The following is a 12,891-nucleotide window of genomic DNA, read 5'->3' on the forward strand; positions in this document are numbered from 1 at the left end:
AGGTCCTTTGGTGTTCTGTGTCCGGCAAGCCGGGCGTTCGCAAGTCCAAACGGGTAGCTTACCGCAGGACCTGCCCGCCGGCCACACCCCAAGCGCCAAACGAGCGCCCGCCCGTGAGTCAGCCTGCCGTCTACTTTGACTCATTTTCCTGACAAGACGTTATGAGTCAGCCTGCCGTCCACCTTGACTCTTGAGTCAGCCCGCCGCCCACCTTGACTCATTTTCCTGACAAGACGTTATGAGTCAGCCCGCCTCCGTGAATCAATCTGTTTCCTCTTTGGTTCATGTTCCTTACAGGCTCAGGCTGAGTCAGCCTGCCGTCCGCTATGAGTCAAAGTAGACGGCAGGCATGGCGAGGGCGACTCACTCGCTGGCGACATCGAGAGCGGCCTTGGCGGCCTTTGCGGCGGCCTTGGCGCGCTTGCGCTCGTCGCGGCGCTCGTGGCGCTCGATGGCGGCCTCGGCGGCGCTGATGCGACAGCCGCAGTAGTTCTGCCGATACATCCCCAGCTCGCGGCTCTCTCGCGTGGCCTCCGGGTAGAACTGCCGCCAGTCGCGCACCACGGCCGTGAGGCCGTTGGCCTCGGCCAGGCGCTCGAGCACTTCGGTGCAGGTGTCGAACAGCTGATACGGAGAGACGGCCAGCGTGGTAGAGATGTGCGAGAACCCCAGCTCGCGCGCCGCGCGACAGGCAGCCGAGAGGCGAATCGCGTAGCAGGCACGACAGCGAGCCTCGCGGTCGAACCCGTGCGGCGCCACGCCCCGCTCCCAGAGGGCGCGCGCCTCGCCAGACGTGGGCGTGCCCGCCACGCCCGAACCCGCCCCGCGCTCGCAGCGAACGACCTCAAGCCCCGCGGCCTCCGCCCAGGTGAGCAGCGTCGCCAGGCGAAGGTCGTGCTCGGCCGCCGGCTGGATGTTGGGGTTGTCCCAGAGCACCACGGGCTCAAAGCCCTCCTCGCGCAGGTGCTCCACCGGCTCGAGGGAGCAGGGCCCGCAGCAGGCGTGGAGCGCCAACGGCTCCCTGCCCGCCATCCTCGCCCGCTCGACCGCGTCTCCCATGGAACCCTCCCCCGTCAACACCCGCCGACCACACCCCGCTCGGCAGGTCTCGGCGCACTCGGACTTCTCGGCGCACTCGGACTTCTCGCGAACGGGCCGACCCGCCCGCACCGCACCCCAGCCGGCAGCCCCGGTCCGGCCAGGCCATCCACAAACCAGCCAGATAGCCCGTGCCAAGCCCGGCCGGCCGCGCCACCAGCGGAGGCGCCCGCCATCACGCCCGCGTCAACACTTGTTTTCACCCGTGTAACGCGCCCGTTCCCGAAACCCGCCTGAAACCGCATGCCCCGTAGCATACGGCCACCGTCAGCACGCATACGAGCAGGTGAAGCAATGTCCACGAACCCAACGTCAGGCGTTCCCACAGACCCCATCGCCCTGGAGGGCCTGGAGCCCCTCATCGAGCGCCGCCAGTCCATCAACGAGGATCTCGCCCGAGATGGCGTGCGCTTTGGTCTCTACAAGAACGGCGAGTTCCACGAGCAGGTCTTCCCGTATGACCCGGTGCCGCGCGTCATACCGTCGGCCGAGTTCGACCGGCTCTCGAAGGGCCTCGCCCAGCGCGTCCGCGCGCTCAACGCCTTTCTTCGCGACGTCTACTCGGAGAAGCAGATCATCCGCGACAAGGTCATCCCCGAGGACTTCGTCTACTCGAGCTCGGGCTACCTGCCGCAGATAAACGAGGTGACCCCACCCGCGGGCGTCTACGCCCACATCGCCGGCGAGGACCTCGTGCAGGACGCGGACGGCTCCTGGGTGGTGCTCGAGGACAACCTGCGCATCCCGTCGGGCGCCTCCTACCCGCTCATCGCGCGCAACATCACGCGTCGCATCGCGCCGGACGTCTACCAGACCAACGGCGTGCGCGACAACCGCGACTACCCGGCCCTCCTCTCGGCCGCCATGGCCTACTCGAGCTGCGGTGGCATCCCGGTCATCCTCACGCCGGGGCGCTACAATGCCGCGTTCTTCGAGCACTCCTACCTGGCCGAGATGTGCGGCGCGGCCCTCGCCTGCCCGCAGGACCTCGTCGTGGACTCCGACCAGCTCTTCTACGTGGACTACACCGGCGAGCGCCACAAGGTGGGCGTGGTCTACCGGCGCATCTCCGACGAGTTCCTCGACCCCTTCTGCTTCAACCCGGACTCCGTCATCGGCGTCCCCAACCTCATCAGCGCCTACCGCGCGGGCAACGTTGCCATCGTGAACGCCCCGGGCAACGGCGTGGCGGACGACAAGGGCATCTACTACTTCGTGCCCGCCATGGTGAGCTACTACCTGGGCGAGGAGCCGATTCTGAGAAACGCCCCCACCTACCTGCCGATGTATGACAAGGACATGCGCTACGTCATGGACCACCTGGAGACGCTCGTGGTGAAGGACGTGGCCGAGGCCGGAGGCTATGGCGTGGTCTTTGGCGACAAGCTCGGCCGCGAGGAGCTCGAGCGGCTGCGCGAGCACATCAAGGCCGAACCCAGGCGCTTCATCGCCCAGGAGGTCGTGCACTTCCGCGACCTGCCAAGCTTGGACGCCAAGGGCAAGCCCTGCCGCCACATGGCAGACCTGCGTGCCTTCGTCCTCACCGGCGAGACCACGCGCGTCTGGGCGAGCGGTCTCACGCGCTACTCCACCACGCCGGGATCGATGGTGGTGAACTCCTCCCAGGGTGGTGGATTCAAGGACACCTGGGTGCTCGCGCACTAGCTGGCCCCGGCCCGCCGGACGGCCCTCGTCGCAGCGAGCTGCGACCTCAACCTGCCAGCCGATTCTCTTCGCAGCCGGGCTGCCCTCGTCCCAGCCAGCCCGCTCGCCCTGGCCAGCCCGCTCGCCCCGGCCACCCTGCTCTTCCAGCAGCCAGGGCGCCCTCCCCTAAACCTCGTCACGCCCCACACGAACGGAGCCACAATGCCCGCCAGCATGCCCATCACCCGCACCAAGGCCGACCAGCTCTTCTGGCTGGGCCGCTACTCCGAGCGCGTCTACACCACGCTCAAGCGGTTCTTTGCCACCTACGACGCCAACGTCGACCTCGAGACCAAGGACTACTCCGAGTTCTGCCGCGAGCTCGACATCCCCTTTGACCCCGAGGCGAGCGTCGAGAGCGTCATGTCCGAGATCCTCTACAACCCCGACAGCCCCGTCTCGGTGTGCTCGAGCATGCGCGCAGCCTTTGGCAACGCCATCCTGCTGCGCCCGGAGCTGGGCACCGAAACCTCGAGCTACGTCGAGCTCGCCCTCATCAACCTGCGCGGCTCCAAGGACCCGGTTGCGCGCCTGCCCAAGCACCGCACCGTCCGCGACGACCTGCTCGCCTTTTGGGGGTCTGTGGAGGACGGCATGGCGTCCAGCGAGGCCAAGGCCCTGCTGTTCTTTGGCAAGTACGTCGAGCGCATCGAGCTGTGGAGCCGCTTTGGCGTGGCAGAGGAGGAGCTCGACCGGCCGGTGCGCAAGCTCATCTTCTACCTGGGCTACGTGCGCTGCCCCGAGCGCCTCGGCATCGCAGACATCCTCGTGGGCCTTGAGGAGGCCGTGCGCTCGCGCGGTTATGGCGAGTTCGTCACGAACCGCCTCGACGACGCCATCGCCCGCGTCAAGGGATAGAACTGTTCCCCAGCACCACAAAACGCCCAGAAGAGGTCTGCCGTGAGGAAGCTCCGTTTCGACTACGCCACCACCATCGAGTTCGCAGAGCCTGTAAGCGACCATCGCTTCCAGCTTCGCTGCCTGCCGCCCAACCTGCCGCAGCAGCGCATCTGCGACCTCGAGTTCACGCTCGCGCCGAACTGCCCCAAGGCGCACGGCATCGACTCGTTCTACAACCCTGTGGTGACGGGGCGCATCGAGGAGCCGCACGAGAGCTTCTCGTACCACGTGGGAGGCCTGGCGTTCGTGGACCAGAGCCTCTCGCGCAGGCAGGTCTACAAGCCCCTCTACCGCTACCAGAGCGACTTTACGCAGCAGGGACCGGCGCTGGAGGCCCTCACGGCCGAGATGCGTCGCGAGCTGGCGCGCCACAGCTGGGCCACCGCCCCGCTCGAGCAGGCTCGCTACGTGATGGGCGCCGTGCACGAGCGACTCTCCTACGTGCCCGGCGCCACGAACGTGCGCACGGTGGCCGAGGAGGCGCTCGCGGGCGGCGCCGGCGTGTGCCAGGACTACGCCCAGGTGGCCATCAGCGTATGCCGAGGGCTTGGGCTCATGGCCAAGTACGTGGCCGGCCTCTACGATGCCGAGGGGGCAACGCACGCCTGGTTCGAGGTGTACCAGGGCGGCAACTGGCACCCACTCGACCCCACCAACAACAAGGTGGTGGATGACTCCTACATCAAGATCAGCCACGGGCGCGACTACGGCGACTGCATGCTCTCGATTGGCGTATTCCGCGGGGCCGCGGGCCAGACCCAGACCGTCCACGCCAAGGTCGAGGCGCTCGCGGAGGCGGAGCAGTAGGGGCCGGGGCGTCCTACCCCAGAAGGCGCACGCCGGCCTCGGTGTCCTCGCAATGGGTGCAGGCCGGCTCACAAGCGATGAGCCACACAGCCAGAAGGTCTCCCGAACAACCGGACAGGTGGAGCACGAAGGCCGCGTAGCCCAGCAGCGGCAGGCCAAGCCGCGCGCCGGCGCCAAGCAGGCATGCGCTCAGCACCACGGCAGGACCTGCAAGCACCGCCAGGAACCGCGCCCGCGCAAGCACGAGGCCGGGACACGTCGCGTAGAGCATGCCAGACTGAAAGCCATAGCGCACGCGTGTGCCGCGCCCGCCAAGCAGCCTAAACAGCGCTCCATGGACGAACTCGTGCACGGGCAGCACGCCCAGGGAGATCACGGCGAGCAGACAGAGCCAGCCGGCCGCGCCCCACGCCCCGAAGCGCGAGAACTCGACCAGAGGCTCAAAGCAGCAGAGCATCCCGAGCGCAAGGCCCGCCGCCGCACCAGCGCCAAGGACAACGAAGCTCCACCGGACGAGACGCGTCCGCAGCCGCTCATCTCCGAGGAAGTCGACCTCGGCAAGCGTCGTCATCGCGCCGCCTCGTCAAGCCGCAGCTCGTAGGGATTCGTCCATGGCGTGAGCGGCAGGCCCTCGTACGGGAACCAGAGCGCAGGCCAGCGAGTAAACCCGAGCTCCCGGTACAGGCGGTTGGACAGGCTCTGTGGACTCGTGTTGATGCGGAGTGCCTTGCAGCCACGGGCAAGCCCCTCGCGCGCGTAGGCGGCAAGCAGCGCACTCGCCACGCCTCGGCCGCGCATCTCCGGGTCAGTTGCCAATAAATGGCAGGTCAGGGCCTCGCCCGAACCAAGCGGCTCCCAAGCCGGCTCCAAGCCGTCGAGACCGAAGTCACCGTCGAGCGACATGGCCCCCAGCACGCGGGCGCGAGGCTTTGCCGCGCCGCCCGAGGCATCGGCGGCCGCCACGGCAATCCAGGTCGTTCCCGCACGAAGCCGGCGGCCCACGTCGTCCGGCAGCGGCCAGAAGCCACGGCGCCACCCGCAGGTCTCCCGCCCCGGCTCGTCGCAGGCGTCGAGCACGCGCTCGTACAGCGCAAGGACGCCAGGTTCCTCCGCCGCCGTGGCGGAAACCACCACGATGCCCCCGGTCGGCTCTATGGCCTCTGGCCCATTTGCCCCAAACGTCACGAGCGGATGGGACCTGTGCGCGGGCTCACCCGCCGCCATGGTCTCGCGAGCCTCGCACGCAACGCGATACGGCGCCTCGAGCGGAAGGTCGTGCCCGGCACCCGGCACCGTCACGAGGCGGGCGCCGGAAATCGCGGCGGCCATACGTGTGGTCTCCTCCGCCAGAATCAAGTCGTGCTCGCCCGCCATGACACAGGTGGGGCACGAGATGCGTGCCAAAGAGTCCGCGGGGATGTGTGGCTGCTCGAGCATGAGGCGCAGAAGCTCGGCCTCGCCGTAGCGCGTGCGAGGGCCCGTCATGACGCCATCGGCAACGGCGGCAACGGCACCCATCCCCACAAGGGTCACCCGCATGCCACGTCGCGCCTCGCGCGAAAGCCCCTCAGGGGTGAGGTTGGCGCCAAGCGCCGTGAGCGAGAGCACGCGGTACGGTGCGTCGCGCGCCAGCAGCAGGCCAACGATGCCGCCGTCGGAGAACCCGAGCACGTGCGCCTGCGTGACACCGAGGCGGCTCAGGACCTCGAGCGCGTCCGCCGCCACGAGCTCGTAGGAGAGCGGAGACGCCCCACGCGCGGAGGAGCCATGTCCGCGCGTGTCCATGGCAATGACGCTCCGCTCGCCACGCAGGCGCTCGATGAGGCCCAGCATGTGCCCGTGGTCCTCGCCGTTGCCGTGCAGCACGAGCACGGGCGCCGGCTCGCCTGCCACGGCAAACGGCGTCCCCGGCTCGTCCCGCACGCCCTTTGGCGCGTAGACGAACGCAACCACGCGGGCACCATCCGCCATGGGCACCTCGACGCGACACGCAGGTTCGATTGACGACATGCAAGCCCTCCTTGAAGCTCGGCGGCGCGCTAATGCGTCCTGGGGTCCGGCGGCGAAGAACGAAAAGGGGGCACGGGCCATATGGCTCGCGCCCCAGCCACACGTGGGCAAATCCGACCGAGCGCCCTACTTCTTCTTGTACTGGCTCTCGTGCTTGCGGAAGAAGTCGAAGCGCGGCGGAAGCTCGACGATGGCGTGCTCGTTCGGGTCCTCGCCCACCGCGACGGCAAGCTCGCGCGGCGTGGCCAGCGCGTGCTCCCAGCCAAAGAAGTCGCGCGCGGAGAAGCCCATGTGCTTGGCCACGAGCTCGCAGCCAGCGGGCACCGCGGCGTGCATGAGCAGGGCCGTGGTGCGCAGCTCGGCAAAGGCGTCGGCAAGTGCGGCCACGTAGGCGTCCGCATCGTCGCCAGCCGCCTTGCTCGCGGCATCCCAGCGCTTGTTGGCCGCGCGACAGAACTCCTCCACCGCAGCCAGCGCGCCGTGGAAGTCCAGCCCGTGGACCGTACGCTCAAACGCGAGCGTGGCCTCCCGGCACGCCTCCACCACCTCGGCCGAGGCCTCCTGCGCGGGCAGCTTGCCCCCGCACGCCTTCGCGGCGCCGTAGAAGCACGAGCGCGCCAGGCGGTTGAAGATGTTCGTGAGAAACGCGCTCTCCTTGAGGGCAGGGTCTACCACGCGCGGGTCATCCTTGACGAGAACCTCCTCGCCCGTCTTCTTGTCCTTGTGCGAGACGCTCGTGTCATACGGCTTGGGCGAGAAGCTCACGGCCTTGGCGTCGAGCGCGAGCGACAGCCAGTGGGCGCGCAGCTGCTCGGGCGTGTAGTTGTCCAGAAGCGCCGCGGCCATCGGCGGCTTGATGGCGCCGGAGCTCGAGGCCTTCTTGTTCATGAACAGGATGTGATAGTTGGCCACGGGCGTGGTCTGCTTGAGGCCCCATCCCATCGCCTCCCACATGGCCGGCTGGGCAACGCAGTAGAAGTAGATGTTGTCCTGGCCGATGAACTGGAACACCTGCGCGTCGTCGGCGCACCACCAGTCGCGCCAGTCCGTGGTGCTGTAGCGGCCGGGCTCGCTCTCCCCCAGCGCCGTCTGCACGAAGCTGATCGGCGCCCAGAGGCTCTCGGGCCAGCACCAGACGGTGAGCGCGCCCACGCCGTCGAGCTCGGGGGCGGGCACGCCCCACTCGATGTTGCCCGTGATGCGGAAGGGCAGCAGGCACTTGCCCGTGCGGAAGCGAATCTTGGCCCCCTCGAGCACCTCGCGGGCGGCGTCGCGCTCCTCCCAGTTGGCGAACTCCACCGAGAAGCTCGCCTGGTTGCCCTCGGCCTCGTGCACCGTGTGCGCCGGGAGCTTGGCGGCCGCGCCGTCGAAGGCCTCGCGCAGCTCGTTCTTGATGTAGATGACGGGCGCAACGAGGCTCTCGCGCACGGTCTTGGTGACCACGTCGCGCACCTGCGGGTCTGCGTCCCACTGGTCCATGAGGCCCTCGAGGGCCTTCTGGTATGCGGGCAGGTCGAAGTACCAGTTGTCGCACGGGCGCAGCTCGGGCTTGGTGCCCGTGAGCTGGCTCACCGGGTTGATGAGCTCCTCGGGGTCGAACTGGTGGCCCAGGTCGCACTCGTCCGCGTAGGCCTTCTCGCTCTTGCAGCCGCGCACGGGACAGCGGCCGATGACCTGGCGGCCATTGAGGAACGTACCCGCCTCGGTGTCATAGAACTGCAGGGTGGAGCGCTTCTTGAGGGCGCCCACCTCGTACAGGCGGCGAATCCACTCGTCGGAGAGCTTGGCGTGGTAGGCCTTCGCCGGCTCCAGGCCAGAGCCGCCGTAGATGTCGAGCGAGATCTCGAAGGCGTCGAGCGCAGCCTTTTGGTTGTCGTGGTGGCCACGCACATAGTCGGTGATGGTGCCGTTGAACTTGCCGGCCTCGGTGAGCTTGCGGTAGCCCTCCATGATGGGCGAGCCGTAGCAGTCCGTGCCGGAGACGAACAACACGTTCTCGGCGCCGATGCGGTCGCGGAGGAACCGGGCGAAGAAGTCGGCCGGGACGAACACGCCGCCCACGTGGCCAAAGTGCAGGTCCTTGTTGCCGTACGGCATGCCGGCGGTCACGACGGCGCGCGCCGGGAAGTGCGGGCGATTCTGAAGCGAGCTCTCGGAAGTCATGGAAACCCTTCGTCGACCAGATGTAACCGGTCTATTCTCGCACTTCTTTGCCCGCCGGCAAAGGGCGGGAGAGCAAGGCCTACGCGAGCGAGCTCGCCGGGAAGCGCACGGTGAACGTGGTTCCCTTGCCCTCCTTGCTCTGAAGCGTCACCTCTCCGCCGTGATAGGCCACGGCGTGCTTCACGATGGCGAGGCCAAGGCCCGTGCCGCCCGTCTCGCGCGAGCGACCCTTGTCCACGCGGTAGAAGCGCTCGAAGACCTTGGCCCGCGAGGCCTTGGGGATGCCTATGCCGGTGTCGGACACGCGCAGCACGGGCCTGCCGTCCTCGACGCCCGTCCAGATCTCGACCTTGCCGTGCTCGCGGTTGTAGCGTATGGCGTTGTCGGATAGGTTGTAGACAAGCTCGTCCAAGAGGCGCGGCACCCCCTTGATGACCACGGGGTCGCCCTTCGCGCGGATCTTGACTTTCGCGGCGCTCGCCTGCGTCTCCAGGCGCCTCGCCACGTCGAGTGCCACGTGGTGCAGGTCCACGGGGCTCTCCGTTCCCATGAGGGAGCGGTCGCCGGCGCGCTCGGACTCGTCGAGCTTGGAGAGGGTGAGGATGTCGTTCACGAGCTCGGTCATGTGGCCGGCCTCGTCGTAGATGCGCCCCGCGAACTCCGGTACGTCCTCGGGCCGGGCGATGCCGTCGCGGATGAGCTCCGCCGCGCCAGAGATGCTCGCGAGCGGCGTCTTGAGCTCGTGCGTCACGTTCGAGGTGAACTCCCGGCGCATGAGGTCTGCGCCCCGAAGCTCCGCCACCTGGGCCTCGAGCGCGCTCTGCTGCTCGGAGATGCGCTCCACGAGCGGCATGACCTCCACGTACGGAGAGCCGGGGTGCGCCGGGTCTATGTCGAGCACCGGCTTGATAAGCCTGGAGGCCACGACGCGCGCAACCAGCCAGCACGCAACGAGGACCACGAGGACCACGAGGACCACGAGCATCACGTCGTGCGAGATGGCGGCCATCGCCGAGTCACGATTGACCGAGAGGCGCACGATGCGGCCGTCATCCAGGCGCACGGCGCGATAGATGCTCACCATGCCCTCCGTGGCGCTCTCGCGCTCAGCCGAGCCCTCGCCATAGTCCGTGGCCTCCTGCACCTCGGGGCGCCCGGCATGGTTGCCCATGTCGTCAACGTTGCCCTGGTTGTCGTAGAGGACGGAGCCGTCCTTGTCGATGAAGGTGAGGCGTATCTCGCCCATGTCGAGGTTCACGAGCCGCATGACGTCGCCGTCGGACCCGTCGCCGCGCAGCACGGACCTCACGACCTTGCACTCGCTCTCGAGCATGCGCCCGGCGTCGTCTATGGCAGAGCCCTGGAACACAAAGGAGGCGACCATCAGAACCACGATGGCCGCCACAGATGAAGCAAGTGAAAGTGAGATGAAGATGCGGCGCACGAGGGACGGAAGGTGCTCGCGGCCGGGCTCTCGCACACCAAGAGAGCTGGCTTCGGAGTCTTCTGCGCAAGCAGAGCCCGACACAGCGTCATGCCCGTCGCCGAACGCCGCATCGTCGGAGGCGGGCTCGCTCACGCTCCCCAGGCCAGACTCGCTGCCGTCCTCGCCCTCGCGCACCCGCTCTTCTCTCATGGCTAGCCCTTCAGTCGGTACCCTACCCCGCGCACGGTCTCGATGAGGCTCGCCTCGTCGCCCAGCTTCTGGCGAAGCGTCTGGACGTGGACGTCAACCGTTCGGCTGCCGCCGTCGAAGTCCCAGCCCCACACGCGCTGCAGGAGCGTCTCTCGGCTGAAGACGACGCCCGGCGAGCGCATGAGAAACGATAGCAAATCAAACTCGCGTAGCGTCAGGTTGAGGGACTTGCCGTCGCAGCTCGCCTCGTGATGGGAGACGGAGACCACAAGCGGGCCAACCTCGATCTTGTCGCTCGTAGCCGGCGCCGCCTGGGCACGCACCTGCGAGCGACGCAGCAGTGCCCTCACGCGGCTCACCATCTCCATCATGCCAAAGGGCTTCACGAGGTAGTCGTCCGCGCCGGCGTCGAGCGCCATCACGGTGTCGAGCTCGGCGTCGCGGGCGGTGAGCATCATCACCGGCACCTGGGAGAGGCCCGGCGTCTGGCGAATGCGCCGAAGTATGGCAAGGCCGTCCGTGTCCGGCAACATGATGTCCAGCAGCACGGCATCCGGGATGCGCTCGGCGCAGGCGCGCCGGAACTCGGCGTCGTTGCAGAGGCCCTTGGCCTCGATGCCTGCCTGGGAGAGCGCGTAGATGGTGAGCTCCCGGATGTTCTTCTCGTCCTCGACGTAGTAGATCACGTTCTTGGCCCCTTGCTGGGCCGAGGCCGCGACCTCGTCCGTCGGGCGCTCGACCACCTGCGTCGCTTGCATGGCTGGGCCCCCTACTCGGCGTCCACGTCGTCGTAGGAGTGGTCCCCAACAGAGAGGATACGCTCACCGGTGGCGCGGAAGACCGCCCAATCGGCAATTCGCTGCGCGTGGTCGCCCATACGCTCGAAGTACTTGGCGATCATGAGCAGCTCGGGCAGGCTCCTGGGCGAGGGCTTGCCAGCCTTGATGAGCTCCACCACGATGTCCTGCGCCTCGGCGTACATGCGGTCGAGGTCGTCGTCGTCGGCGATGACGGCATGGGCCTTGTCCACGTCGGAGGCGGCGAAGGCGTTGACGGAGGACTCCACCATGGCCGCCGTGCGGGCGCTCATGGCCATGAAGTTGTCGGCGAGCTTCGTCGTGGCCTTCTTGGGCAGCTCGGAGAGGATGAAGGCGATGTCGCGCGTCATCGAGTCAATCTGCGCGAGGTCGGACACGAGGCGAAACGTTGCGGAGACGAAGCGCAGGTCGCTGCCGACGAGCGGCTGCTGGAGCAGCATGGTGTCCAGGCAGTTGCTCTCGATGTTGTTACGCAGGCGCTCTGCGGCCTTGCGGCCCTCGAGAATGCCACGCTCGGCGCCCTTGTCACCCGTGGCGGCAAGACCGGCCGCGCGCACGTCCGCCGCGCACTTCTCGCCGAAGCGCCTGACGAGGGACTCCATGTCATTGAGCTGCTTGGTGAATTCGATGCGAGTAGCCATATCAGCTGAACCTTCCCGAGAGATATTCCTTCGTACGCTCCTCCTTGGGGTTCGAGAACAGCTCCTTCGTGGGGCCGGCCTCGATGAGCTCACCAAGGTAGAAGAAGGCGGTCTTGTCTGCCACGCGCGTGGCCTGCTGCATGTTGTGGGTCACCACGACGACGGTGTGCTCCTTGGAGAGCTCCGTCATGAGCTGCTCAACCATGAGCGTGGAGATGGGGTCGAGGGCGCTCGTGGGCTCGTCCATGAGCAGCACCTCGGGGTTGGTGGCGAGGGCACGCGCGATGCAGAGGCGCTGCTGCTGGCCGCCGGAGAGGCCCAGGCCGCTGTGGTCGAGCTTGTCCTTGACCTCGTCCCAGAGCGCGGCCTCGGTGAGCGTGCGCTCGCAGATGTCGTCACCCTCGGACTTGGTGAGCTTGCGCATGCGCGAAGGCCCGTAGAGGATGTTGTCGCGAATGCTCATCGGGAACGGGTTGGGATGCTGGAACACCATGCCCACGTGCACGCGCAGGGCGTTGGAGTCCATCTTGAACACGTCCTCGCCACGAAACGCGATGAGACCCTCGGTCTTGACGCCCTCGACGAAGTCGCACATGCGGTTGAAGGTGCGCAGCAGCGTGGACTTGCCGCAGCCCGACGGGCCGATGAACGCGGTGGCGCGCTTCTCGGGAATCTCGAGGCCGATGTGCTTGAGCGCCTGGAAGTCGCCGTTTTTGTACCAGAGGTTGAATTCCTTCACGGACAGCGCCGAAGGCACGCCCTCGATGACACGGTGGTCCGCCTGGTCGAACTCTTTCTCCATCTATATCAGCCAAACCTTCCGCTCAGGTAATCGGCAAGACGCTGGTCCTTGGGTGCCGAGAAAATCTGCTTCGTCGTGCCGGTCTCCACCATGTCGCCCATGTAGAAGAAGGCGGTACGGTCGGAGACGCGGGTGGCCTGCTCCATGTTGTGCGTCACGATGGCCACGCAGATGCCGGAGTCGGCGATGGCGCGAATGGTCTCCTCCACCGCAAACGTGGAAATGGGATCGAGGGCCGAGCACGGCTCGTCGAACAGGATCACGTCGGGCTTCATGGCAAGCGTGCGCGCGATGCAGAGGCGCTGCTGCTGG

Annotated in this window: 11 protein-coding genes and 1 pseudogene (1 of these 12 running past the window's edge); 3 read left to right on the plus strand and 9 right to left on the minus strand. The window is 67.4% G+C overall.

The window, feature by feature from the left end; genetic code table 11:
- Positions 1-363: 363 nt before the first annotated feature.
- Complete coding sequence (locus tag EFAMC2_RS03610) at positions 364-1,059, minus strand: epoxyqueuosine reductase QueH (RefSeq protein ID WP_261980033.1); 696 nt, start codon at positions 1,057-1,059, stop codon at positions 364-366.
- A 333-nt stretch (positions 1,060-1,392) separates the two neighbouring features.
- Between EFAMC2_RS03610 and EFAMC2_RS03615 the strand changes: the two genes are divergently transcribed.
- From EFAMC2_RS03615 to EFAMC2_RS03625, 3 genes are all read left to right on the plus strand, one after another.
- A complete protein-coding gene (locus EFAMC2_RS03615) occupies positions 1,393-2,763 on the plus strand; it encodes a circularly permuted type 2 ATP-grasp protein (RefSeq protein ID WP_154027118.1) in 1,371 nt (456 codons plus the stop codon).
- Positions 2,764-2,964: 201 nt separating this feature from the next.
- Positions 2,965-3,660, plus strand: coding sequence for an alpha-E domain-containing protein (locus EFAMC2_RS03620; protein WP_154027121.1), 696 nt, complete (start codon positions 2,965-2,967; stop codon positions 3,658-3,660).
- Between the two features lie 42 nt (positions 3,661-3,702).
- Positions 3,703-4,509 (plus strand): transglutaminase domain-containing protein, encoded by an 807-nt coding sequence (locus EFAMC2_RS03625; RefSeq protein ID WP_154027124.1) that lies wholly within the window; start codon positions 3,703-3,705, stop codon positions 4,507-4,509.
- Positions 4,510-4,522: 13 nt separating this feature from the next.
- Here the strand turns inward: EFAMC2_RS03625 and EFAMC2_RS03630 are convergent, their stop codons facing one another.
- The 8 genes and pseudogenes from EFAMC2_RS03630 to EFAMC2_RS10520 form a co-directional block, all read right to left on the minus strand.
- Positions 4,523-5,080, minus strand: coding sequence for a DUF3267 domain-containing protein (locus EFAMC2_RS03630; protein WP_154027127.1), 558 nt, complete (start codon positions 5,078-5,080; stop codon positions 4,523-4,525).
- Positions 5,077-6,519: an alpha/beta fold hydrolase gene (locus tag EFAMC2_RS03635; protein WP_187325127.1), complete on the minus strand. Its 1,443-nt coding sequence runs from the start codon at positions 6,517-6,519 to the stop codon at positions 5,077-5,079. Before EFAMC2_RS03635 ends, EFAMC2_RS03630 begins: the two co-directional genes overlap by 4 nt.
- A 126-nt stretch (positions 6,520-6,645) precedes the next feature.
- The gene (locus EFAMC2_RS03640) at positions 6,646-8,682 is read right to left on the minus strand and encodes a class I tRNA ligase family protein (protein ID WP_154027133.1); all 2,037 of its coding nucleotides are present in this window, start codon (positions 8,680-8,682) and stop codon (positions 6,646-6,648) included.
- A 79-nt stretch (positions 8,683-8,761) separates the two neighbouring features.
- Complete coding sequence (locus EFAMC2_RS03645) at positions 8,762-10,318, minus strand: ATP-binding protein (protein ID WP_154027136.1); 1,557 nt, start codon at positions 10,316-10,318, stop codon at positions 8,762-8,764.
- Positions 10,319-10,320: 2 nt separating this feature from the next.
- The gene (locus tag EFAMC2_RS03650) at positions 10,321-11,004 is read right to left on the minus strand and encodes a response regulator transcription factor (RefSeq protein WP_154027218.1); all 684 of its coding nucleotides are present in this window, start codon (positions 11,002-11,004) and stop codon (positions 10,321-10,323) included.
- A gap of 83 nt (positions 11,005-11,087) precedes the next feature.
- A complete protein-coding gene (locus EFAMC2_RS03655) occupies positions 11,088-11,777 on the minus strand; it encodes a phosphate signaling complex PhoU family protein (protein ID WP_154027139.1) in 690 nt (229 codons plus the stop codon).
- Position 11,778: 1 nt separating this feature from the next.
- Complete coding sequence (gene pstB, locus EFAMC2_RS03660) at positions 11,779-12,579, minus strand: phosphate ABC transporter ATP-binding protein PstB (RefSeq protein WP_154027141.1); 801 nt, start codon at positions 12,577-12,579, stop codon at positions 11,779-11,781.
- A gap of 5 nt (positions 12,580-12,584) precedes the next feature.
- Positions 12,585-12,891: pseudogene (locus tag EFAMC2_RS10520) on the minus strand (phosphate ABC transporter ATP-binding protein); it runs 514 nt beyond the window's last position.

This window comes from Olsenella uli, from assembly GCF_901212655.1.
Taxonomy (GTDB): Bacteria; Actinomycetota; Coriobacteriia; order Coriobacteriales; family Atopobiaceae; genus Parolsenella; species Parolsenella uli_A.